This is a genomic window from Pseudoalteromonas sp. MB41, assembly GCF_020966275.1.
GTDB lineage: Bacteria > Pseudomonadota > Gammaproteobacteria > Enterobacterales > Alteromonadaceae > Pseudoalteromonas > Pseudoalteromonas lipolytica.
In genome coordinates, this window is sequence record NZ_JAJJZF010000005.1 from 119,223 (window position 1) to 143,312 (window position 24,090).

19 protein-coding genes are annotated in these 24,090 nt (G+C 40.9%); 8 read left to right on the forward strand and 11 right to left on the reverse strand.

Going from position 1 to position 24,090, the window contains the following annotated elements:
- Positions 1 to 11: 11 nt before the first annotated feature.
- From LPA49_RS08050 to LPA49_RS08070, 5 genes are all read right to left on the reverse strand, one after another.
- A complete protein-coding gene (locus LPA49_RS08050; protein WP_118844950.1) occupies positions 12 to 1,010 on the reverse strand; it encodes a lipopolysaccharide assembly protein LapB in 999 nt (332 codons plus the stop codon).
- 43 nt (positions 1,011 to 1,053) lie between these two features.
- Entirely contained in the window at positions 1,054 to 1,572 is a 519-nt protein-coding gene (locus LPA49_RS08055) for an Ig-like domain-containing protein (RefSeq protein ID WP_065979148.1), read from the reverse strand.
- A gap of 11 nt (positions 1,573 to 1,583) precedes the next feature.
- Positions 1,584 to 3,176: a DUF4331 domain-containing protein gene (locus LPA49_RS08060; RefSeq protein WP_065979149.1), complete on the reverse strand. Its 1,593-nt coding sequence runs from the start codon at positions 3,174 to 3,176 to the stop codon at positions 1,584 to 1,586.
- 124 nt (positions 3,177 to 3,300) lie between these two features.
- Positions 3,301 to 3,990, reverse strand: coding sequence for an anti-sigma factor (locus tag LPA49_RS08065; protein ID WP_074989144.1), 690 nt, complete (start codon positions 3,988 to 3,990; stop codon positions 3,301 to 3,303).
- A complete protein-coding gene (locus tag LPA49_RS08070) occupies positions 3,987 to 4,517 on the reverse strand; it encodes a sigma-70 family RNA polymerase sigma factor (protein ID WP_036972749.1) in 531 nt (176 codons plus the stop codon). Before LPA49_RS08070 ends, LPA49_RS08065 begins: the two co-directional genes overlap by 4 nt.
- Before the next feature lie 342 nt (positions 4,518 to 4,859).
- On the opposite strand from LPA49_RS08070, the gene LPA49_RS08075 reads away from it, so the two are divergent.
- Positions 4,860 to 6,479 (forward strand): diacylglycerol kinase family protein, encoded by a 1,620-nt coding sequence (locus LPA49_RS08075; RefSeq protein ID WP_118844951.1) that lies wholly within the window; start codon positions 4,860 to 4,862, stop codon positions 6,477 to 6,479.
- Here LPA49_RS08075 and LPA49_RS08080 read toward each other — a convergent pair whose 3' ends face one another.
- Positions 6,480 to 6,746, reverse strand: coding sequence for a VF530 family DNA-binding protein (locus tag LPA49_RS08080; protein WP_036972744.1), 267 nt, complete (start codon positions 6,744 to 6,746; stop codon positions 6,480 to 6,482). It abuts the gene before it with no gap.
- Between the two features lie 56 nt (positions 6,747 to 6,802).
- Positions 6,803 to 7,099, reverse strand: coding sequence for a DUF1496 domain-containing protein (locus tag LPA49_RS08085; RefSeq protein WP_051501899.1), 297 nt, complete (start codon positions 7,097 to 7,099; stop codon positions 6,803 to 6,805).
- Between the two features lie 95 nt (positions 7,100 to 7,194).
- On the opposite strand from LPA49_RS08085, the gene LPA49_RS08090 reads away from it, so the two are divergent.
- Positions 7,195 to 7,425 (forward strand): TIGR02647 family protein, encoded by a 231-nt coding sequence (locus LPA49_RS08090; protein ID WP_036972742.1) that lies wholly within the window; start codon positions 7,195 to 7,197, stop codon positions 7,423 to 7,425.
- A 151-nt stretch (positions 7,426 to 7,576) separates the two neighbouring features.
- On the forward strand, positions 7,577 to 10,258 hold the full coding sequence (locus LPA49_RS08095; protein WP_075593338.1) for a hypothetical protein: 2,682 nt from the start codon (positions 7,577 to 7,579) through the stop codon (positions 10,256 to 10,258).
- Between the two features lie 40 nt (positions 10,259 to 10,298).
- On the opposite strand, the gene maiA is transcribed toward LPA49_RS08095, so the two are convergent.
- Positions 10,299 to 10,928, reverse strand: a complete 630-nt coding sequence (gene maiA, locus LPA49_RS08100) for a maleylacetoacetate isomerase (protein WP_230236326.1) — start codon at positions 10,926 to 10,928, stop codon at positions 10,299 to 10,301.
- Positions 10,928 to 12,235, reverse strand: coding sequence for a homogentisate 1,2-dioxygenase (hmgA, locus tag LPA49_RS08105; RefSeq protein WP_230236328.1), 1,308 nt, complete (start codon positions 12,233 to 12,235; stop codon positions 10,928 to 10,930). Before hmgA ends, maiA begins: the two co-directional genes overlap by 1 nt.
- Before the next feature lie 103 nt (positions 12,236 to 12,338).
- On the opposite strand from hmgA, the gene LPA49_RS08110 reads away from it, so the two are divergent.
- The 5 genes from LPA49_RS08110 (at position 12,339) to LPA49_RS08130 (ending at position 17,264) form a co-directional block, all read left to right on the forward strand.
- Positions 12,339 to 12,794 carry a MarR family winged helix-turn-helix transcriptional regulator gene (locus LPA49_RS08110; protein ID WP_230236330.1) on the forward strand — a complete coding sequence of 152 codons (456 nt, stop codon included), beginning with the start codon at positions 12,339 to 12,341 and terminating at the stop codon, positions 12,792 to 12,794.
- Between the two features lie 96 nt (positions 12,795 to 12,890).
- On the forward strand, positions 12,891 to 13,703 hold the full coding sequence (locus tag LPA49_RS08115) for a hypothetical protein (RefSeq protein ID WP_036972731.1): 813 nt from the start codon (positions 12,891 to 12,893) through the stop codon (positions 13,701 to 13,703).
- Positions 13,703 to 14,743, forward strand: coding sequence for an extracellular solute-binding protein (locus tag LPA49_RS08120; protein ID WP_118844956.1), 1,041 nt, complete (start codon positions 13,703 to 13,705; stop codon positions 14,741 to 14,743). The genes LPA49_RS08115 and LPA49_RS08120 overlap by 1 nt, the downstream gene beginning before the upstream one ends.
- Complete coding sequence (locus tag LPA49_RS08125) at positions 14,743 to 16,242, forward strand: iron ABC transporter permease (protein ID WP_230236332.1); 1,500 nt, start codon at positions 14,743 to 14,745, stop codon at positions 16,240 to 16,242. The genes LPA49_RS08120 and LPA49_RS08125 overlap by 1 nt, the downstream gene beginning before the upstream one ends.
- 11 nt (positions 16,243 to 16,253) lie before the next feature.
- A complete protein-coding gene (locus LPA49_RS08130) occupies positions 16,254 to 17,264 on the forward strand; it encodes an ABC transporter ATP-binding protein (RefSeq protein ID WP_075593341.1) in 1,011 nt (336 codons plus the stop codon).
- A 379-nt stretch (positions 17,265 to 17,643) separates the two neighbouring features.
- On the opposite strand, the gene LPA49_RS08135 is transcribed toward LPA49_RS08130, so the two are convergent.
- On the reverse strand, positions 17,644 to 20,733 hold the full coding sequence (locus LPA49_RS08135; protein ID WP_199525171.1) for a TonB-dependent receptor: 3,090 nt from the start codon (positions 20,731 to 20,733) through the stop codon (positions 17,644 to 17,646).
- 128 nt (positions 20,734 to 20,861) lie between these two features.
- Positions 20,862 to 24,068: a TonB-dependent receptor gene (locus tag LPA49_RS08140; protein ID WP_199525172.1), complete on the reverse strand. Its 3,207-nt coding sequence runs from the start codon at positions 24,066 to 24,068 to the stop codon at positions 20,862 to 20,864.
- Positions 24,069 to 24,090: the final 22 nt, after the last annotated feature.

The window sequence follows — 24,090 nt, forward strand, 5'->3', positions numbered from 1 at the left end:
TGGTTATGTTCCTAATCGATATCGTTTGCTAATTTGAGTAACTGCTTATCGCTGTCCATTTTCGCGTGTTTCCAGTTAATATTTGCCCAATAGCGTGCTTTAGACTGATTTTCTTCAATTGTTAAATAGTACCAAGTAAGATCGCTGGCATGAAATAGATCTTGGCGTAATTCTCTTAAAATAATGCGCTCTTTTAATTTGAGTCGCCATTTATTCGATTGATTATCGACCTTATTTTTTTCTGCCTGTGCAAGACGCAGCAAAATGGCATCTTCAAGGTTGGCGCTATCGTCTAATAATGCACTCAGAGTCGATAATACGGTATCTAGATTATTCATTGCCAAGTGTGCATCAGCCCATAACACCACCAAACTCACTGGTGAGTTTTTTAAATTCACAGTCGCAAGATAATCAATTGTTTGCTCAGGCTTATTTAATCTAAAAGCCATCTCGGCAAGTACATGGCGGGTATTTAGACTCATCGTCTCTTTGCGAGCGATCTTTTTTAATGCCTGAAAACTTTCTTCAAGCTTACCCGTTTGACTTTGTGCATCTAAACTACATGTGGTCACAGTTTCAATACTTGCATGGCCAATTAAGTTTAAGCACTCAGACTTTGCGTCGTCGAACTTACCTTGCACCATTAATATGTTTGCTGTTAATAATGCGGCATTCACATGATGAGGACTTAGCTCTTTTACTCTGGCTAAAAAGGCTAAAGCCTCGTCAAATTGATGCTCGCGTTGTAGTACACGCGCGTAATAATAAAGAATTTCGGGATCGTCGCTTGTATTGACTTGCTGTTCTAAGTAGCGTTTTAGGAGCCCTTGCTTACTTTCTGTTTGGCCCGCGTATTGTGTTTGTTCAAATAACGTTGCAAGCTCTTGAAGTGTCAGGGTAGCAGCAAGAGGGGTGCTTGATGTGGCAATAACGTCGTTATCGTTTGGAATGTAAGGTTCAGCGTGAGCGAATGTGTTTACAAAAATAAACGACCAGATTAAATATTTCATTGTTGCTCCTTATAAAAGCCATCCATGGCCAAATTTCTAAACCTTAGTTTCCAGTAACTAAATCATCGAAGTTTGCTTCAGCACCGGTGTTTAAGAACACACGACCATTGAGGCGTAATGGTTCGTCAGAAGCAGCTTGATTAAATGCAGCACGGCCAATAGCAGCAAAATCAACCTGTAATGCTTCAATGGTAATACTGACAGTGGCAGTTACTTGGCTGTTTACACCGTCACTGACAGCAAATTCGAAGCTATCAGCGCCGGTGGTCTCTGCATTAGGGGTATAGGTATAGCTGCCATCACTTTGCACAACCACACTGCCTAATGTGGGCTCTGATACAAGACTGTAAGTAAGAGCATCACCTTCAGGGTCAGAGCCCTCTAGCATGTCTTCGATAACAACCTCTGTTTGCGTTGTTACCATTGCATCAGTTGCACTGGGTGCCTTGTTAACTGGAACAGGCTTCATATCATCTTTGTCATCATTATCACTGTCATTACAGCCTGCAAGAACACCAGCCATAATCATCAGTGTGATTGTAGAGCGTTTTAAATTACGCATCGTAGCTCTCCTTATTTAGAACCAGCAATTGGAGTCGCAAGGTATGGGAAGCTCGCATCCATCATGGTTGCATCTAAAGGGGCACCATCTGTGAACGGTACATTACCTACACTCGCATCGTCTGATGTACATAAGCCTAAGTCGGTGTCAGTGCCATTTACTGGGATTGGGTAACACAAGCGGCCCATTACGACACGCAGTGCAATATCAACCACGTCATCACCTGGACGGCGACCATTAGGGAAACCTGCAAGGTCATCGCCCGCAACACCAAATGCTGATTGTTCAGTTTGCGGTGTTGCCGCAATCGCTGTATTTAGACGCAGCATTTCAGACGGTGTGACTGTGGCTAGTTGGTTTACACCTGGGAAGCCAGTTAAAAATGCAGTGACTAAATCATTACGAGGGAAATTAGTCGGCGCGAGTGTTTCAATATTTGTGCCTAAGGTGCTGTTCACGGCATCTTTAAATAAGATGTTAAGCAGCTCAGGCAGTGATGGATGCGTTACATAATCAGCAAATTGACCATCGTCAGCAGGTGCTGAGGTAGAGAAGGTGTCTTTGTCTTTTAAGCCAATAACAAGTTCATTAACCAGTGGGCTACCCAAACGTGATACTTGAGTTAATGCACCACCGTTAACCGCTGTTTTAGCAAATGACGCATTTGGATTTAAAATACGCGCTTGCGGAAGACTTGCTGTTGTCCAGCTACCAATCGTGCCATTACCTTCACCTGTCACACAGGCTTTAGGTACTTCAACAGCAATGGCTGTCACATTTTTCATTGCTAGGTCGTCATTATCAGCTGATTGTGTGATGCCACCAGGAAAACCACCGCCATCACCAGCACCCGGAGCACTATCACCTTCGACAGGGACATAATTTACAAGGTCAAAAGTTTTACCTAGGTTAACAACAAATGGGTCTTTACGTTGACCTACAAACACTTTACCCATACCGTCGCAGCCTGGGATTGCCACGCTGTAAATGTACTGGTCAGCGTATTCTTTGTAAGCACTCATTGAAGAGAATGTTTTGTTACCAATGTAATCAAGCGGTTTGTAAAATTCATTACTGCTATTCATTGAATTTGTTAGCATTGTTTTAGAGCCAGTACGTTGTGGGCCTTTTACAATGCTCACTGTATATGACTCGCTAAAGTTAACCGCTGCATTATTACCGGCCGCTACACCGCCGACATTCTTTAATGGCACTGCAACCGTGCGTTGATTGCCTTCTGGGCCGACTGTTAAAGCAACACCCATGTTGTCATTAGGTAACATGCTTTTGAAATTAAAAGCAAAGGTCATATCTTCTACAGCATCGCCGTCATTATCGATATGAATGCTGTAGGTTGCATCTGGGTCCATCGCAAAATAATTTGGACCGCCGTAAGCATCTTGAAGTGGAATATAGTTTGCGATGAACGTGACATAATCGCCACGGCCTTCTTCGTAACTATTAAACGCGTAAAAGTCTGTTGAGTCTAATGTTGGGAAGCGTGTAATGTTCGGTGCTTCTCGGTGACTAGATGCCTCTGTAGGCAAGCTGAACAGGGTACTACATACTACAATAGCAATTAGAGATGGAGTTACGTTCTTCATGACTTTTTCCTTAGTTTTTAAATTAAGTCATAGTGAAATACGGGCGAAGAATTTAATTGGATGCAATAATTTGAAAATTTTTTAACAAAAATGCAAAAAGCCGTGCAATGCACGGCTTTTAGATTTAAAGAATAACCAATTCGGTGGTGTATAAGACCTCGGTTGGGGAGCCATTAGGCGATCCTCCCAAGGGTTCTAAGCTAACAGCCAGGAGTGCAATGTCATTCGCATTAAATTGGGTATTTTTAGGTAGCTCAATTCGGCCTGACTTGGGCAGTAGACCTAAGGATATGGGCGCTTCTTGCCCTTTTAAAATCATCCATAACTCATAATCTTTGTCTGTGCGTGGTATAAGTGCTGTCGATGCTTTAATTGCAAGGCTATCGTCTTGGACATCAATAAACCAAAGTGCAGATTCGGCTTGATTCTTAAAAAGTGCAATTTGTTGCGCTTGCGATGTAACCGACTCATGAGGCTGCCAAATAATAAGCGCAAGGACAATGCTCGCAGCGGTGGCAATAAGTGACCATGCTTGTAGTATCGTTGAGCGTGGCTTTTTGGTTTTTAATTGCAAAGGGACAACGTTGGGGTCGATACGACTGGCAATTTTTTCCCATACGGCTTCATCGGGTGGCACAGACTCAATTGAACTTGCTAAGTTATTGAGATGTTGCTCCCACATCCATGTTGCTTCTCTTGCACGGGTAGAGGTTAACATTAAACGAGCAAAACGGTCGCGAGCGGGGCCTCTTAATGTCCCAAGAACATACTCGGCTGCTAACATATCAATAAGTGTTTGGTTTTCATAATTCATAACGTTAGGCACCTTTGTAGTTGTTGTAACCCACGTCTGATCCAGCTTTTAACTGTACCAAGAGGGGATGCAATGTGATCAACAAGCTCGTGATGAGTCAACCCTTTATAATAAGCCAAGTGAATTACTTGTCTTTGCTGTGGATCAAGTTGTTCGATACAGTCGACCAACTTTGAATCATCTTCGTAAGCAACTTGAATAGACGTTAAATCTTCTTGTTCTTGCTCATCAGTTAAGCTCTGTTCTTTACGCACTTTGTGGTGGCGTAATAAATCGAGGCAACGGTATCTGACTATGCTTATCATCCATGACATAACTGCCCCTTTTGATACTTGATAGTCACTGGCATTGTGCCAAATTTTTACAAAGGCATCTTGCAATACTTCTTCAGCCTGAGCCCGATTACCCAGCATTTTTAAGCTAATGGCAAATAACTTAGCGCTAGTTGATTTGTACAAACTTGCGAAGGCATTTTTGTCACCTTTCGCTGTTGCACTCAGTAACGCTAATAGTTGATCGTTGTCCATAAAGTTCCTGTTTTTCTTGTTGTATAGAAGTAACGGTTTACTCACCGGTTTAGATGCACGAAACATTATTTTTAGAAAAAAGGATGTGAAATCAATGTTAACCCACCTCTTTTCTATTAATTAGGTTAGCAGGGATGTGCTTATTGGCAAATTTATAGGTTTCAAGTTATTCATAATGTGTAAGTTATTCATATGTTATTGAAAAAATGTCCTAAACTTATTTATATATAAATAGTAAATCTGCTAAGTTATTGATTTAAGGTATATCAAAAGGCGTGGTGTACTTTAAACTCTGGAGTGAAACTTGCTATGTATAAATAATTACAATAACAAGGAGTGATTATGTGGGCAGCATCAACCTATTTAGTTTTAGCCGTAGCGTTTATTATTGCTGCGTTGCGTGTAGATACGGTGTACTTTGCGCTATTTTTTTATTGGACAGCGCTTTCATTATTATTAGTGAGCGCGGCTTATTTTTTTGATATCGCGCGAATATTCCGTAAACGTGAAAATGGCATTATTCCCATGTATATACGGTGGGCGTTTATTCCATTTTTACTTGGCGCACAACTTTATAACGCGTGGTCTAGAAAACACGATAAAGTGCCGCCACTTCAACAAATAAACGAGCATTTGTTTTTGGCTTGTCGATTATTTCCATCTGACATAGACAGTATGAAAGAAATGGGGATCACAGCCGTTTTAGATGTAACCTGTGAGTTTGATGGCTTAGAATGGTCGTCTACTCAAGAAAATATCCGTTATCTAAATATTCCAGTACTTGATCACAGCGTGCCAACCCGCGCACAATTAAATCAAGCCATTAATTGGATACATCATCAGATTAAAGAAGACAGACGCGTTGTAGTGCATTGTGCATTAGGACGTGGTCGTTCCGTATTTGTCATGGCTGCTTATTTATTGAGTCAAAACAAAGATGCAGATGTGCACACGATACTTGAGCAAATTAAAGAAACACGTGAGACTGCAAATCTTAATAAACGTCAATTACGTCATTTAATAAGACGTCATAAAGCCGGTGATTTATTAATTAAAAATAAAGCTGTACTTATTGCTAACCCTGTATCGGGCACGAAATTATGGGAATCTAAAAATAAACAAATTACCGCCCGTTTATCACAGTACTACGATTTAACAGTACACACGACAACGGCCGAAATTAGTGGCATTGATTTAGCAAAAGAGGCCATTAAATCACAGCCCGATGTAATCATTGCATGTGGGGGAGATGGCACTGTGACAGAGGTTGCAAGTGTGTTAGTTGATACCCCCTGTAAATTAGGGATCATTCCATTAGGTACAGCAAATGCGTTAGCGCATGTTTTAATGGGCATTCGGTCAAAAATAATTCCTGTCGAACAAGCCTGTGAGCTCATTATTGAAGGGCAGGCGAGTCGTATTGATACCGCACTGTGTAATGGCGAACGTATGCTATTGCTTGTAGGGATAGGTTTTGAGCAAAAGATGATAGAAAAAGCGCATCGTGATGCAAAAAATGAATCGGGGCAATTGGCCTATTTACAAGGTTTTTGGCACGCGCTCGGCGAGCATGAAGCTCAAGATTACACCGTAAAACTTGATAACAATGAACCGCAGTCAATTCATACCACAAGCCTGATTATCGCCAACGCAGCACCATTCACCACCTTGTTAGCGCAATCAGCAGGGCAGCCCGACCATAAAGATGGGTTACTAGATGTTAATTGGCTTACCCCAAGTGCAGACTCGAAAGCCAGTACCTTGAGTATTGCTGAGTTGGTTTTTTCGAGCATTACTCAGACAAGTTTTGCAATTAACAGCCATCACACAAATGCTATGCGTGTCTGTGTTACGGCAGAAAATGAATTAAGCTATGTAATTGATGGCGAAGTGAAAACAGCTGATGAAATCGTTGTAGAAATATCACCGAAATCGCTTTCGGTGATAATGGCAGAAGAATAATTATTTTTTAATGCTTTTCCACTGGAAAGTTGCCATATCGTCCTCTTGGGTATTGAAAAACGTATCGACATAAAGTTGCTCTACTTTTTCACGTGCCCAGGGCGTTTTACGTAAAAATTTTAAACTTGATTTTACACTGGGATCATTTTGAAAGCAGCGAACATCGACATGCGCAGCGAGGCCTTCCCAGCCAAATTTTTCTTGTAGCTTAGTGACGATATCGGCAAGTTTTACGCCATGCAAAGGATTATTAGGTTGATTATCCATACTAAATCTTAGGTTACTTATTACCGCGCAATAGTAACCTATCTCGTCACTAGATGCTAATTGACACGAATTGTTTTCGCCTGCTTAGGGTAAATAATATCGCCGTTTTCATTCAATCGATACCACATGAGATCACTATTAGACAGATGGTCTGTTTTTGTAGCGCATATAAGCATGCTGTTCGCGACAGCAATAATCGCACCCTCGGTATAGCGTTTATTTTCATACCAGCATACCTTTGCGTTGGTTAATGCACTGTCACCATCTAGCACCACTAACGGAGTGTCTTTCGCTGTTGCTATATGAGAAAACACTAAAAAAAATAATAAAAAGATTGAGATACGTGTAAGCAAATTTCACCCCGCAGTAGCAGTTTTTAATATCTTCACTAAGCTTAAGTCTATATGCTATAAAAACACAATGATGGAAATAATAAAAAGGTGAACATATGCAATTTGATAAAAATATGATTGACGAATTAACACTCCTCGCTAAATTCCCGCGAAATTCAAAAATGCAAGGTATTAAGATTCATTCTGATGCAGATTCTTCACTGATTGATGCAGCGAAGCGCTTATACGATAAAGGAATTACTGATAGCAGCGATGGAGGCTACCTAACCGATTTAGGTCTTGATTTAATAGAACATGTTACATTGATCCACTCGGCTTTAAAATAGCCACAACTGCTTAGATAAGCCTAAATCCTGCCCACTTTAGCCAGTTTATTATTAGTTTTTTGCTAATAGTCAACTGGCAAATTCACTAAACCATACTATCATTCAGTTTTCATTCATTTAAATTCATTTTATTTAAATAAAGGGACTCGTGATGAAAACGAATAAACTCAAACTTGCACTTCTAAGCAGTACAATTACTTTATTATTAGCTGGCTGTGGTTCGGACAATGATGAAAATGAACCTGAAGTCGTCGACACTCCCCCCGTCATTCAACTTGATAGCACTGCGAGTGTAAAAGAGGGTGAAAGCACAGAATTATCAGCAACGGTTACCGATGATAACGCGAGTATTAGCTACAACTGGGTACAAGATTCAGGCCCGAATATTACGCTAACGGGAGCAGACACAAACTCTATCAGCTTTATTGCGCCAGCACTTGATAACGACACAGAAGCTATGTTTACGCTTACGGCTACGGACTCAGCAGGCCAAGCTACATCAAAATCAATTACGGTGAGTTTGTTGAATAATGTTGCCCCTAAGGTCTCTGCAGACTTTGGCTCTGCACAAGAAAAGTCGATGGCGACACTCTCAGTAAATGCGACTGATGACGATGGCAGTATTAGCAGTTATAACTGGGAGCAAACAGCAGGGCCCACAGTTACGTTGAGCAGTGCGACTGAACAACAAGTGTCATTTACTTTACCAAGTGTTGCCGAAGATACCGAGCTTAAATTCAAAGTAACAGTTACAGATGATTCAGGCGATAGTACTGAATTAGAACAAAGTTTCACTATAGCGAGTATCGATAACACGTATACCTTAGCGGGTTCAATTACGGGTGATAAGTTTAGTAATGCGACCGTTAATGCAACTTTACTCGGTACTAATTACACACAAATGAGTGATGCTAACGGTGATTTTACGTTTACGTTTACTGTTGACGATGATGAAACGAATCTGTTTAGTCGTATTAATGCTATATCTGCGACTAATTCGAGTCTTGAATACAGTGCATTTGTTTCCGATTTAACTGCCAATGCCCAAGTACAAGCAGCACCCAAAATTAAGGCTAATTTTGCCCATGGTGATGAAGGCGCTAATACGGTAAGTTTAAGCGCTGTTTCTACGGCGTTAGTTGCGCTTATTACAGCGGCAAATGAGGGGATACCACCGGCTGACCTTGAAAGCTTTTCATTGGTAGAAAAAGGGGTTGATCCAGATGTGTTGATTGAAGCTGCAGCCGTCGTGAAATATGCGACCGAAAATGAAGTGACCCTTCCAGAAGGAACGGAAAATTTAATTGATCTTATTGAAAACCCAGACGCTTATAACGAGTTTGTCGCCGCTGTTGAGCAATCAAACCCAGGCGCAATCGAAAATGAAGTTGCAAAAATAATAGCAGATCCAGAACTAACCCCACCTGTCGATGAATCATCTCTACCTGCTTACTATGTAAGAACATACCCTACAGCAAAAGGGTTCCTTTCACGTGGTGGCCAGCAATACACATTTGAAGAAAACGGTATGGGCAAATATGTTCATAGTAGTGGCGCTGTTAATTACAATTGGGCACTTACTGAAGGTGTGATCACACTTGATTTTACTAGTGGTCAGGGCATTATCGGGTTCCTTTCTGTTGATGTCGGCGTTGCAGGGCTTTCTCAGCAACAAGTTGATGATCTTTTCAATGCAGGGATTTATCAAGTTGAAGTCACCTACTCACCTCAAACAGCGACGCTTAAAAGGATTGTCGAAGGTGAGAGCATTGATAGTTATCGCTTAACAATGTCACAAACGGCTCAAATGACACCTATTTACTTGGGCGAAAATGTGATTGAAACACCTGAATTTAACGTTTCAAATGAATCAGATGTCTCAATGAGAAAGCCATATTCAGGCTCTGACCTTGCGTTTAAAGCTGAAGATATGGGAGGCACTTGGGCAATACAACATTATCAAAGTGATAGTGATGATGGGGTTGTCGGATTTGTTTTAGACCCATACGTTTTTTCTGCTGATAATACGGGTAAATTACAAGATGCAGAGACAGCACTTCAGTGGCAAATCGAAGAAGGTGTGCTTAAAGTTACTTTCCCTGATCAGCGATATCAAGAAAGCCGAATTATTGACCAGTTAAATGGTGATTTACAATTACTGAATGTTGCATACTCCGCAGAGGGCGCTGTTATCGCAACTGAAGTTATGTATGGCTTTAAGGTTGACGAAACGAGTGCAGCCGCCGTTGATGTAACAAATGAGCCCGGCAATTTCTGGCAGACTATGATAAATCAGTGGACAAAAGCAAACTGGAAAGATGGCAAGCTTGAGTTTTATTATGAAGGTAACAGCGATAATGGCTTTAATGTGTTTGGCTTTCAGTTAACAAAAACGGATAGTCGCCGTTTAAATCTAGTCAATGGCACCGAGCAAGATTATACCTTAGATGGCGTAAATGTAGGTTGGATGCAAGAATCTAGAGACGTCACGATTAACTATTTTGGTAATTTTTCATGCAGTGATGATATGTCTAAACCTTGTCGTAAACGTGAATGGGAGATATTAAAATCTCAACCCGGTGTTGCCGGTGAACGATTATACGTAAAAGAAAAAGACTATTATTTGTTAGATGAAAATGGTTGGTACAATAGCCAAGGTGCGCCTTCTTTAGTGATTGCTCCACGGATTAATATCTATGAAACAATTCCTGAAAATTATTGGATGCCAGAGACGATGAAGTCGAGTGGAGCACCTAGCTTGTTTAATACAACCAGCAGTTCAACAAACTATACGATACTTTCACCTAATAAAGATAAATCATCCGTTAACTAATCCTTGCAGCAAAAGGCCCGATTAAATCGGGCCTTTTAATTTATATTGAATCGGGTTGATTCTGCGGGGCTGCATCAATAAATGCATCAAGTGTATTACAGTGTTCATACACTGCGGCGATTTTTGGATATTTTTTCATATCAACGTTAAAACGCAGTGCATTAAATACTTGAGGCACTAAACAGACATCAGCTAAGGTTGGCTCATTCCCTACACAAAAACGATTACCCTCACCTAACATTTTTTCTATGCTGTCGAATCCGACCTCAACCCAATGCTTATACCATGTGTTCTTAGCCTCATCATCGACACCAAGATCATTGGCTAAGTATTTTAAAACGCGTAAGTTATCAATTGGATGAATATCACAGGCTACGGCGTAACAAATATTACGGATCTGTGCTTTTTGCCATGCATCACCCGTCAGTAAAGGGACTTCTGTATGGGTTTCTTCAAGCCATTCTAAAATAGCTAATGATTGCGCTAAAACCCCGTGATCGGTTTCTAACGCTGGCAAAAGGCCTTGTGGGTTTTTTGCCAAATAGGCGTCGCTTTGCTGTTCCGATTTTAATAGATTTACGGTTACAAGTTCATGATCAATGTTTTTTAAATTAAGGGCGATACGAACGCGGTACGCCGCAGATGAACGAAAATAGCTATAAAGTTTCATTATACGTCCTGTTTACCTGTAAAGTGTTTTTTAATAGTTCGCCAACAATCTGTGTAGTTTGCTTGACGCTCTTTACCTTCAAGGGCATATTTTGTTGGTGAAATAACGTAACGTGATTCAAACATAAATGCGAGTGTATTTTCATAGCGTTGTGGCTGTAAATCTGCATTCGATGCTTTTTCAAATACATCAGCTTCAGGTCCATGTGGTGACATACAATTATGTAGACTTGAGCCGCCCGCTACAAAACCGTGCTCTTTGGCATCGTAAACACCTTCAATTAAGCCCATAAATTCACTCATAATATTGCGATGATAATAGGGTGGGCGGAAAGTGTTTTCTGCTACCATCCATCGTGGAGGGAAAATAGCAAAATCTATATTTGCGACACCCTCAGTACCTGAAGGTGACGTAAGGACAGTAAAAATTGATGGATCTGGGTGATCATAGCTTACGGTGTTCATGACATTGAAACGCGCTAAATCATATTTATAGGGCGCACTATTACCCGTCCATGCGACCACATCGAGTGGTGAATGACCAATATCACAACGGAACATGTTACCGTTAAATTTCGCAACTAATTCAAAGTGACCTTCGATATCTTCAAATGCAGCAACAGGGTAGTGAAAGTCACGGTCATTAGCGTAACCGTTTGCACCAACTGGACCACGCTCAGGCAATATGTACGCATGGCCATAGTTTTCACAAATATAACCCCGCGCAGTCTCCGTTAATAAATCAACTGCAAACTTAATGCCTCGTGGAATAACGGCAATCTCACCGGCACGCACTGTTAACTTGCCGCACTCAGTTCTAAGCAGTAGTTCGCCTTGTTGAGGAACAAACAACATCTCGCCATCTGCATTGTAAAAGTAACGGTTATCCATAGACTTGTTAGCGACATAAATATGAATACCAATACCTGTTTGTGCATTTGCGCTACCATTTGCCGCCATTGTGACGAGACCGTCTATAAAGTCAGTCGGTTCTGTTGGGAAATCAATCGGATCCCAACGTAGCATCGTCGGTGGTGTTGGTACTTCGGTGATTGGTGCAGTGCGAATTAAACCATTATCAATTGCTGTATAGTCGCCTTGAACAACCGAAGGACGAATACGATAAAACCATGTTCTGCGATTATCTGCACGCGGAGCTGTAAAAGCCGTTGTGCTAAATTGCTCAGCGTATAAATCGTAGTTTACTTTTTGTGGGCTGAACTGACCAATTGGTAATGCACCCGGCAGTGCTTCGGTTTCAAATTCATTACCAAAGCCTGTCATATATTGTAATTCGTTGTTATTCATCACTAGACTCCTGAAAGGTTTTAGGTAAGATACTCTCATGTGAGAGTAAATTCAAATAGGATAGAATTTAACTCTGTAAATATTTTTTGACAGTAAAAAAGCCATGACAAAAGAGATGAAAGCGACATTTGATTTAAACAGTTTTCTGCCCTACACACTCAACAATATTGCAACGCAAATGAGTGAACAATTTAGTGAGCTATATCAAAGCCAATTTGACTTAACCGTGCCACAATGGCGCATTATTGCCAATCTAGCCCAATACGGTCAGCTAAGTGCAAAATCGTTATGTGATTTAGCACACATGGATAAGTCTACGGTATCAAGAGCGGTTAAACGCTTATTAGAAAGAGACATTATAAGCGCCCAATCTGATCCACTCGATAAAAGAGCAACCTTACTGTCATTAACACGTGATGGCAGCGATATGGTCGAAAAAATTAGTCCGGTGGCATTAGATTGGCAAGCAGAGATGCTAAAAGACATAGATGAACATGAATATGAAAACTTTATCTCAACGCTGAATAAAGTTTACGATAGCCTCAATAAAAATGTTTAATTCTGTAATCTTAGCGCTGCTACATATTGATTTAGTGAATCGATACGGATATGATAATCGATATCATTTACAATTAGAAATTTGGATGCTCTCCCTATGAAATTAGCGTTAAACACAATGAAGACTTTTGGCCTTAGCCTTGTATTAGCATCAGCATTTATTACGCAACCAGTATTGGCAAATGGCCCAATTGGCGAGCACGTTAATCACCTTAAAGCAAACTTAAAAGATTATTCTGATGATGTTGAGTGGATGATAGCAAAAGTGGATGCTTTAGTGACAGAGTATGAAAAAAATGGCGCTAAGGCTGTTAAAAGCGATGATTTAATTGAGTATTGGGAATCAGTGAAGTTTCACAGTGCCATCGAAACTAATTACGTTCCAGTTTATGCATCTATTTGGCAAAGCATTTATGGTATTAAAATGGCCATCGATGATAAAAAACCTGCAAGTGAAGTACGTCAACACCAGCAGGCACTAGATGCGGCTCTATGGCAGGGGCTAGGGGCTGTTAAATTAGCCGCTGATTTTCAACAAAAAGGCTTGTTGAAAGCGGTAAAAGCAACGGCCTCTGAAAACATGACGCAAAGCGCCACTATTGATGAAATTAAACATAAATTAGACCGCGTTGTCGCAAAATATGCCGAGCGTTTAAGCGACGAAGCGACTCAAATTGTACACGATACTTACCTTCACTTATTTGAAGGCGTAGAAGGTACTCTTATTGAAAAAGACGCAAAACTTGTGGAAGTACTTGAAAAAGATTTTAACGTCACACTTCCAAAAGCCATTTCAGACAAAAAAGACGTTGACCAAGTTAGAAATGTGGTTATTGATATGCAAGAAAAACTTGATCGCGCTAAAGTGCTATTAGAAGAAGCTGAAAAGTCACGTAAGGATGTATTTTAGTGAAACGCAGAACCTTTATTCAAGGGCTGGCTGCGTTAGGGGTAGTGGGCAGCATGCCATTACCTCTTTCTCGTGCTTTTGCCGCAAGCCCAGTAAGCCCAATTTCAGTGAATGACCTACCAGCCCTAGAGGGCGATCTGACTTTATACCTAGGCCGTGGTGAAGGTGGTTTATACGAAAACGTATTGAAATCAATCGAAAAGAAAAATCCAAAACTTAACCTATCAATTCGTCGCGGGCCGACAGCAGCGCTTGGAAATATGATTGTTGCTGAAGCAAAAGCAGGCGTGAAACGGGCTGATTTATTTTGGGCTGTGGACTCAGGTGCAATTGGTTTAATTACCGATGCGGGACTCGCCAAACCGTTACCAGGCGATTTAGAATCGCAATTACAGCCGCAATTTCGCTACCCAGGTTGGGCACCCGTGACAGGGCGTATCCGCACCTTACCCTATAACACGAAGCGCCTAACCAAAGAGCAAATTCCAGATAGCATTATGGCGATAGCCGATAGCGATTTATCAATTGGCTGGGCACCCGCCTATGCATCATTCCAGTCATTTGTTACTGCAATGCGCATTCTTGAAGGCGATGATAAAACCGCTAAGTGGCTTAAAAAAGTCCAGAAACGTTCTAAAACGTATGCCGGTGAATTAGGTGTGGTGATGGCTGTTGAGCGTGGTGAGGTTGATATTGGTTTTGCTAATCACTATTACACACTTAGATTAAAGTCGGGCAAACCTGATGCAAATCTCGATCTTGCCTTCACAAATCAAGACGCGGGTTGCTTAGTTAATGCCTCGGGTGTACTTTCATTAACTGATAACCCGAATGCAATGAACTTTATGCGCTATTTATTAAGTGCAGAAGTACAAAGCTACCTTGCTCGCGAGGCCTATGAAATTCCGCTTATTCAAGGGATTGAACAGCCTTCTGGCTTACCTGCTTTATCAGCAATATCACCACCCAAAGTTGATTTAACACAATTGGCAGATTTAAGGCCAACACTTGACCTTATGCGAAGTAGCGGTGTTCTATAATGCGCATACCTGCTTCATATCCTATGGCGCTGCTTGCAGCGCTTTTGGCGTTAGCGCCTGTTTATATTTTGATCACCTTAGCCAGTGATGCAACAGCTATTTTTGATAGTCATAATTTAAAAATTCTTGGTAACACCTTATCCCTCATGGTGTTAACCGTAATAGGCTCAATTTTAATTGGGGTTCCTCTGGCATTTATTAGTGCCTATGTGCAGCTTCCTTTTAAGAAGCTTTGGCTGGTGTTGTTTGCAGCGCCGCTTGCAATACCAAGCTACATCGGTGCATTTACGCTCTACGCAGCGTTTGGTCCAGGTGGTGAGATAAACCAGCTATTAGGGTTTCAAACCCCACCTATGTATGGATTAACAGGTGCAGCGATTGTGATGACGTTGTATACCTTTCCATTTGTAATGCTGACTACACGTTCATCATTGCTCAGTCTTGATGCAAGCATGGTTAACGCTGCACGCACCTTGGGTATGTCGATGACAATGAGTGTGTTTAGAGTCATATTACCGCGAGTAGTTAATGGGATTGCGGCCGGCTCTTTACTGGTCGCTCTGTATACGTTGTCGGACTTTGGTACGCCAGCTATGATGCGACTTGATACGTTTACCCGTGTGATTTATGTCGAATATAACGCGTTTGGTTTAAGTCGCGCGGCAATGTTATCACTGCAACTAATGGTAATTGTCGGCTTTTTATTGTTTATGGAGTCGCAAATAAAAACGGCCTCAGAGCGTCATGGTCGGCCATTAATGTTATTTCCAACGAATGCTCAAAAGTGCATGATGCTATTAACTTTTGCACCCATTTTGATTTTGGCGATTTGCTTACCGCTCGGTATTTTTTGCGTGTGGTTAGCGCGTGATGGCTTTGCTAATTTTGACTTCAGTATTGCATGGAACTCAGCGTACGCCTCGGGCCTAGCTGCCATTGTTGCTGTAATAGTTGCTGTGCCCGTAGCGCATGCCGCTCTGACCGGTAAAGCGGGACGTATTATGGAGCGCGTGACTTATTTTGGTTTTGGTATACCGGGTATCGTAATGGGAACTGCGCTGGTGTATGGTGGATTGCAATTACCAATGTTGTATCAAACTCTTGCTTTATTAGTCATTGCGTATGTATTACGTTTTTTACCGCTAGCAGTTGGTTCTGTACGCACCAGTACTGAGCACTTAGATTCAAGCTTGGTTAAGTCTGCAAGGGTGTTAGGAGCAAGTCCTCGTGAAGCATTTTTACGCATTACGTTGCCTTTAACCTTACGCGGTATTATTGCCGGGGCTGCGCTTGTTTTCTTAGAATCGATGCGTGAGCTTGAGGCTACTTTGTTACTTGGCCCAACAGGGTTTGAAACCTTATCTACGTATTTATGGCGTGTTTATGAAGCGGGCTATTTTGGTCGCGCAGCGATTCCAGGTTTGCTTCTTGTCGTGATATCAGCGTGTGGTTTAGCTATAATGCTGTCCGGTGAAAAACGCAGTCAATTAGAACATTAAGGATCAGTTTAATGCTATCAGTTAGTAAGCTGTCTATCGATTATGGTAGCAATCGAGTGGTAAGTGATCTTAACTTGTCACTAGGCGAAAGTGAGATCCTCATGCTAGTTGGACCAACTGGCTGTGGTAAAAGTACAATATTACAAGCACTCGCAGGGCTTATCCCTATCAGCGAGGGTGAAATTAACTTAGGTTCGTGGCGTGCAACGCCAAAACAAAAAGTTCCGCCTGAAAAGCGTAAAGTGGGTATGGTGTTTCAAGACTTTGCGTTATTTCCGCATTTAACAGTGCAAGAAAATATTTGTTTTAGACTGACAGATTCAGCTAAAGGAGATCATTGGATTGCATTATTGGGTCTTGAAAAGTTTCGCAACAAGAAACCGGCCACGTTATCAGGTGGTCAGAAGCAACGTGTTGCACTGGCACGTACACTTGCGCATGAACCTGATTTTGTTTTATTGGATGAACCCTTATCAAACCTTGACGCGGCATTAAAAGATACGTTGCGATGGGATATTCGCAATGCATTAAAAAAAGCGGGTGTTCCCGCTATTTGGGTTACGCATGATCAAGAAGAAGCATTATCTATTGGTGATAGAGTTGGTGTATTGAAAGAAGGGGTTATTCAACAACTCGACACACCAGAACGTTGTTTTAGTTTACCTAGTAATCGTTTTGTTGCTCGTTTTCTTGGTGAGGCAAGTTTTATTTCTGGAAAGTCGTTAGGTGATATCGCAACAACTGACTTAGGGAATGCGCCTATTATTAAAATAGATCACGACTCAGCCGATGTTGATGTACTTTTGCGCCCTGATGATGTTCATCTTATTCAAAATGCCAGTTCAACCAATGGCAAGGTGACATGGGTGCGCTATGAAGGTGGCAGCCGTTTGTGTGCAGTGAAACTTGCATGTGATACGGTTGTGACAAGTCGCGTAAGCCACGAAGTGATTGTCCGCCCAGATGATGAAGTTCATGTGTCAATCAACACCACTCACCCCCTTGCGGTCTATGCAGTTTAAATAAATCATTTATGCAGGTCTTTAAGGCCTGCAACTTCTCTTTTCTATTCTATTTAATACTTGTTCGCACTCATACTTAATCATTTTGATGGGTTAAACCGTTGCTACCTAGGTTAAAATTTGTGTTCTACGACTGCATGGATGCAGGAGGTAGAGCAATGCAGGAGCAATTGCCGAGAACACCTAAATAACGAAACTTTTGCCTTGTTATCATCGAGGCTTTTTGCCTCAGAATAGCTCATTTAATTAAGCGCAATGGTATAAGCTTTTCTTTTAGGCTCTTTAATTTATAAATTAGCAACTAACAAGAATAACGTTTAAAACGTAAAAAGCCCGCCAGTAGGGGCGGGCTTTGTTTTATAACAAGACTAACTTGTTATTAGAATGTGTAACGAACGCCTACACGCATTTCCCAAAGTGAGGGTTTTGTTTGTACGCTTGTACCAGCTGGGTTGTTGAAAGAGTTGTAAATATACTGCCCATCAACAAGTTCTGTCGTTACTGCACTTTGCAATGAACTACCTGATTTTAAAACACCCCAATCATCGTTTATTAGATTACCAATGTTTTTAATTACAAAATAAGCAGAGCCTTTTTGATCAGGTGTAAAGCCCATAAACTCTTGCTCAACTTTTAGATCAAATGTAACCCACCAGTCGCCATCAATATTATTTCGTTTTTGGATTTCACCTCGTTTTAAGCCTTCACTTTCAACCCAGTTATTAAAGGCGGTTTGATCGAAGTCAGGGCCATAAACAACTGATGCATCATCAACTTCTGGTACATATAAAAGTTGGCGGCTCGCATCATTATAGCCTAAACCTTTTGAATCTTTATCGAAGGTATAAGAGTACGGGTTAGTTTGTTGTGCTTGACCAAATAGATTGAATTTAGTTTCATAGCCGTCAAATATTTCATGGCTGTAACCTAGAGACAGTGTAAAGCGATGTGGTATTTCATAGTTAGAAGTTGTAACCCCAGGGTTCTCTGAATCAGACACTGCAATAAAGTGATAATTCGAGAATGCAACAGAGCTGGTCATTGGGCTCACATCTTTAGCCACGGTATAAGCATAAGAAAGTGCTAAATCAATGCCATTATCAAATGCTTTATTCATTGATAAAGAAAGTACATGCGAATAAGCATCACTGCCTTCTACATTTGTCAGCATAAAGTCAGATACACGCGGGTGTAAAACATCGTTGTAAACAGGGCGGCCATCTGGCGCTGTGTCTGTTTGTACGTTGGCGATGTTGCGAATAATTGCTGAGTCTTGTTTATCTGTGTAGAGGTAATCAACATTGAACACATAATCATTGCTAGTGATGTAAGTACCACCTAAAGAGAACTTCCATTCTGAAGGAATTTCAAAGTCAGGATCTGTAACATTTGCACTTGCATCTGCACCACCTTGTCCAACCTCGTCATAAAGAGATTGTGGAATGTCATAACCAGGCTTACCGCCGCCATTAAATGCAATGGCATCATCACCAAGAATTTGCAGGCCTTTTTGGTCAATCTGAATATTTCTTACACCGTCATTAGAGTAGCTGTTTGAAACCCAAACATTTGGATTACCACCAGAATATAGACCAAAACCACCACGTAACTCTAATTGATCGTTATAAATCCAATTGATACCTAAACGTGGTTGAAGAAGGTCAATACCATCAAGGTTTTGGCTATTTGAAAAGCCATATCTGTCTTCAAAATTTTGGTTATGGGTTGGTTTGTCGCTACTTGTATACCAATCATAACGAAGACCTGCCGTAATCGTAATGTCATAGTCGATTAGCTCAAACTTATCTTGAAAGTAAACGGTGTTCAAAGCGTAAGCAAATTCGCCAGCTGCATCGTCTGGGTTTTGTGATGATGCGTTGCCATAGTAAACACGAGCAATACCATTTTCAAAATCTTCAATTGAACTAAATCGATATTCGCCCTCAGTATGTTGAACAAATAAGTTGTATACATCTAGTTCTTCACGCTCATAGCCAAATGATAATTCATGATCTTCTAAATAGTATGTGCCACCTAATTTAAGTGATAGGTTGTCATAATTTAGGATATTTGATTGGCGTGAGTCGTCAGGGCCGATATAAACATCAATATCACCGGTATCGATACGGAACTCACCAAAACCAGATGCTGCATCCAATGATTGTTGGCGGTTATCTAGTTTTGAATAACCCACTCTTACTTCTGTTGAAAAGTTATCTGTCCAATCAGAGTAAAGAGACGCAACATAAGACTCTAGTTTTGCACCACGCTCATAGAAATGGTTTGAAAGAGCAATTTCATCAGAGTCTGCATCAGATTGAGCAAGCGAGAAACCGTCATTATAGTTATATACAAGGCTTGCACGGTGGGCATCGTTAATGTTCCAGTCAAGCTTTACTAAAATCTTTTCGTCTTCGACAGGTAGGCTCGGAATCATGCTACCAGGATCGTAGTCGTAGTTATCTATCGAGATTTGTGTAATTCGATCGATTGTTGCTTGGTCAATACGGCTGTCAGCAAAAGGAATATAATCAAAGATTTGTGCTCCTTCTAGCTTTTCGTAAGAAGTAAAAAAGAATAATTTATCTTCAATTAAAGGTAGTCCTACATTAAAACCATAACGTTTTTCAGTGTAGTTCCCTGTATCAAATTTTTTACCTTCGATAGAGTCGCCAGACATTGAGTCGTTGGTATAGTCGTAAAATAAACCACCATGAATTTCATTGGTGCCTGACTTTGTAACCGCATTAATATTACACGATGTAAAACCACCGTATTGCACATCAAATGGTGCAAGTTCAACGGCCACTTGGTCTATTGAATCGAATGAAAACGGCATGCGTTCAGTCGGGTAACCACTAGAATTTAAACCGAAGTTATCATTCATGCGGACACCATCAACAGTTAGGCTGTTGAAGCGAGGGTTACCGCCTCCACAATTAATCGAGTTTGCATTTGTTTCATCAATAAAGATGCGTGGATCGGCGCGAATAATATCTTTTAAATCACGGTTTATGGCAGGGCGAGATTCTAGATCTTCAAGCGAGAAGTGACTTGCAGGGCCTGTGCTACCAGTTTGTGCGCTTATAGGCGCTCCAGATACCACGATTTGTTCCATTTGCTGTGTTTGTAAACTAACAGTCACAGGATAATCTTGACCTAGGGTCAAATAAATACCATCAAGTTGTTGATCTTCATATTGATCAGAATCGACGATTATTTTGTAAGGCCCGCCAACGCGGAGGCCTTGGCTAGAAAAATTACCTTCATTTGTTACAGTTGTTTTTTTAACTGAGCCTGAAGGGATATGGATTATTGTTATTTGCGTACCAGCAGCAGGATTGCCATTTGGGCCTGTAACTTGTCCTTTTATAGAAGACGAGGTTTCATTAGCCATTGCAGCATGGCTGAACGTTAAACATGTCGCAACAGCTATTGCCAGTGTACTTTTATTAAATGTTGATTTCATGAGGTTTCCCGTTATTAAATTACGATACTTACTGGGTGTAAATACCTTTCCTTTTTTAAAATCAATGTGTGTCATTTTTATTACAGATATAAAAAAGCCCGTAATAAAACGGGCTTAAATAGTATAGATTAGAACTTGTAACTAATACCAATTTTAGCTTGCCATGCAGAAGCACTTTGATCGATTAGAGTGTAATTTCTTACATCGGCACCATTGTATGCTTCATGAATTATATAGCGGCCTTGGTCATCTAAACCACCAAAGTCATAAACTGATTGGTCTTGATAGCTAAGACGTTTTTCAATACCCCAGTCGCTATTAAGTAAGTTAGCAAAGTTATCAATCATGAAATACACTTCACCGCTATGACCTTTAGCGAAACCTGGGATTTCTTGCTTAACGCTGATATCCATAGTTGTAACCCAAGGCATAGTACCCGTATTACGGTCTAAGATTTCACCTCGCTCAGAAATACCGGCTCTATCAAGTAGTGCTTCAAGTTCACCCCAGGTAAGTTGCGATTCATCCCAGTTTACATTTGGATCATCCGCACCTGTTGGAATATAAGCTAAGTATGCAGAGCTTGAGTAGAAGTCACGCGAATCACCTAGCGCACCGTCTTGGTACGAAGCCATTGTGTGACTGTAAGGGCGACCTGAACGACGCTCAAAGTAAAGGTCAAACTTTGTGTTATAGCCTTTAAAGAATTCAGTGTGGTAGCTGATGTTCACTTTAAAGCTATGTTCTACTTCATAGGCACCACGCTGTGCTAAGTCTTGGTTACGGTTTTTAGTAACATTATGCTGGTAGTTACTTTGTGCTTGCGAAGATGAACCTGAAGCAGCTTCAGTGATATCTTGGTGTGCATAGCTTGCTGAGATGTATAAACCGTTATCCCATTCTTTTGCAAGTGCTGTTGAGAAGATAACTGAACGGCCATCATCAGATGAGTTTGTAAGCATGATATCGAAGTTATCAGCTAAATCACCTGAGTAGATGCTTTCTTGGATTAAACGCTCGCCATCTGCTGCAACGCCCACAGGGACGATAGCCGTGTTGTGCCAAATCGCTTCGTTTTCTTTCTTGTGGTAAGCAATTTCAGCTTGCCATTTGAAACCATTACCAAGTAATTCAGAGTCAAAGTCATACTCGAAACCAATTTGGCTACGGATGCTTGAAGGTAGTTTAAAATTAGGGTCAATGTAGTTTGTGCTACCCGCACCTTTAACCAGTGAATCTTGAATTGCACCTGGCACAGATGTGATATCTGCAGGGTTATTTGCGTAGTAATCATTAATAACTGATTGTGGTGCATCAACAAGAGTAATACCGTCTTTTTGGTACGAGTTGTTATACCAAACGTTAGGAATACCACCCTGGAAACGACCTACACCACCGCTGATTGTTAGGTTTTCTGTTGCGTAATATTTAAACCCAACACGTGGTAGGATGATATCTACACCATCAAGGTTTTCTTGGTTTGAAAAACCATAAGTCTCTACGAAGTTTTCATTTAGAGTTGGCTTGTCGTCAGATGCCAAACGCTCATAACGAATACCTGCATTTACTTCTAAATCGTCACCAATGTAAAAAGTATCTTCTAGGTAGATTGCTAATTGGCTACGCGTTGCATCATATGCTGTGTCTGCAGCGTTGTTTGTGTATGCATTACCATAAGAGAAGTCATAAGTACCATTAAAGTTACCTACCTCACGGTTTGCAAAACCAGCAACACTATCAAACTCCCATGAACCTAATGAATTTGCAGCAAATAAGTTATAAAGATTAAGTGATTCATACTGAATACCAAAGTTAAGCTCATGCTCCTCAAGAAGGTAAGTACCATCAAATGTCAATGTTAGGTTTTCAGTTGATGACTCATTCGCGTGACGGTATTGGTCTGTACCAAACTGATATGCTGGACCACGGTAGTATTCTTCAACTTTAACACTACCAATATTCGAGTTTGTTAAGCTGTTTGAGCTGACATCTTTGTATGCGATACCAATCTCTGATGAGAAAACATCGCTCCAATCTGAGTATAGTTTTGTCGAGAAGTTATTGAACTTAGTTGCGTATGTATAACGGCTTGAAGCTAGAGATATCGTTTTGCCTCCAGTGCCGAAGTTTTTTTCGTCTTGATCATCTTGCCACTGGTATGTGAAATCTAGACGGTGTGCGTCATTGATGTTCCAGCTTAGCTTAACAAGTAATGATTCATTTGTGTCTTCAGGATCGCCACCTAAAGAGTCTTGGAAACCATATACATTGTCTAATACAGATAAGAAATTGCTGAACTGCTCTTCAGTTACATTGTATTCGTTCGTTGCACCAGAGCCCTCAAAACCATAATCTAAATCAAGCTCGCTCTTCCAACTGTTGTAGTTAACAAAATAGAAAAGCGTGTCTTTGATTAGTGGACCGCCCACGTTAAAACCGAAACGTTCTTCTGTTTGAGTAGGTTCAACCTTGTTAATTTCAAATGTTTTATGGCCATCTTCGTCTAAAACTGGGCGCCCATCGACAGAAACTTCTGAAATATTATTTACATCACCCGCCATATCTGGTGTTGATGTTTCGTAGAAACCTGAGAACTTGAATTCATTAGTACCAGATTTTGTAACAGCATTAATTGTACCACCACCAAAGTTACCTTTTGATGCCGAGAACGGTGATACATCTACAGAAATTTGCTCGATTGCATCAAGTGCAACAGGTGGTTGAGCAGTAGGGTAGCCGCCATAGTTTAAGCCGAAGTCATCGTTTTGGCCAATACCATCAACGGTCAGGCTATTTGTACGCGGGTTATTACCGGCAAACGTAAGCTCTCCGCCACCATTAATACTTGCAAGAGGATTTAATCTTGCGACATCTTTAATGTCTTTATTAAAGCTTGGCATATTATTGATTGTGTCTTCACCGAAAACACTGCTTGAACCGCCAGACTGTTGAACAATTTTATAGCCAGAAACTTCAATTTTTTCCATTGCTAATGAGTTTAGTTGTTCTTGTAAGCGGTAAGTATCACCAAGCTCAAGGTAGATATTTTCTACCATGCTGTCACTGTGTGTATCTGAGTCGATAAGTACAGTGTATGGGCCACCAACACGTAGACCATTTGCGATGAAAGTACCGCTTTCATTTGTAGTTAACTCACTGACTGTGCCAGTTGGTTGGTGAATAACCTTTATTTTAACATTTGCAGCTGCTTCACCAGAAGGGGTTGTGATTTTACCTCTCATTGAAGATGAGGTATCTGCAGCCATAGCACTTGTTGAAACACCAAGAGCTAATATAACTGCTCCGGTTAATTTCGAAAGGCGTAACTTATTCATTATGTTATTTCCCGTGTTAGAG

Coding starts and splice junctions, on each gene's coding strand:
- LPA49_RS08050 (WP_118844950.1), bottom strand. CDS start 1,010: ATGAAATATTTAATCTGGTCGTTTATTTTTGTAAACACATTCGCTCAC.
- LPA49_RS08055 (WP_065979148.1), bottom strand. CDS start 1,572: ATGCGTAATTTAAAACGCTCTACAATCACACTGATGATTATGGCTGGT.
- LPA49_RS08060 (WP_065979149.1), bottom strand. CDS start 3,176: ATGAAGAACGTAACTCCATCTCTAATTGCTATTGTAGTATGTAGTACC.
- LPA49_RS08065 (WP_074989144.1), bottom strand. CDS start 3,990: ATGAATTATGAAAACCAAACACTTATTGATATGTTAGCAGCCGAGTAT.
- LPA49_RS08070 (WP_036972749.1), bottom strand. CDS start 4,517: ATGGACAACGATCAACTATTAGCGTTACTGAGTGCAACAGCGAAAGGT.
- LPA49_RS08075 (WP_118844951.1), top strand. CDS start 4,860: ATGTGGGCAGCATCAACCTATTTAGTTTTAGCCGTAGCGTTTATTATT.
- LPA49_RS08080 (WP_036972744.1), bottom strand. CDS start 6,746: ATGGATAATCAACCTAATAATCCTTTGCATGGCGTAAAACTTGCCGAT.
- LPA49_RS08090 (WP_036972742.1), top strand. CDS start 7,195: ATGCAATTTGATAAAAATATGATTGACGAATTAACACTCCTCGCTAAA.
- LPA49_RS08095 (WP_075593338.1), top strand. CDS start 7,577: ATGAAAACGAATAAACTCAAACTTGCACTTCTAAGCAGTACAATTACT.
- maiA (WP_230236326.1), bottom strand. CDS start 10,928: ATGAAACTTTATAGCTATTTTCGTTCATCTGCGGCGTACCGCGTTCGT.
- hmgA (WP_230236328.1), bottom strand. CDS start 12,235: ATGAATAACAACGAATTACAATATATGACAGGCTTTGGTAATGAATTT.
- LPA49_RS08110 (WP_230236330.1), top strand. CDS start 12,339: ATGACAAAAGAGATGAAAGCGACATTTGATTTAAACAGTTTTCTGCCC.
- LPA49_RS08115 (WP_036972731.1), top strand. CDS start 12,891: ATGAAATTAGCGTTAAACACAATGAAGACTTTTGGCCTTAGCCTTGTA.
- LPA49_RS08125 (WP_230236332.1), top strand. CDS start 14,743: ATGCGCATACCTGCTTCATATCCTATGGCGCTGCTTGCAGCGCTTTTG.
- LPA49_RS08130 (WP_075593341.1), top strand. CDS start 16,254: ATGCTATCAGTTAGTAAGCTGTCTATCGATTATGGTAGCAATCGAGTG.
- LPA49_RS08135 (WP_199525171.1), bottom strand. CDS start 20,733: ATGAAATCAACATTTAATAAAAGTACACTGGCAATAGCTGTTGCGACA.
- LPA49_RS08140 (WP_199525172.1), bottom strand. CDS start 24,068: ATGAATAAGTTACGCCTTTCGAAATTAACCGGAGCAGTTATATTAGCT.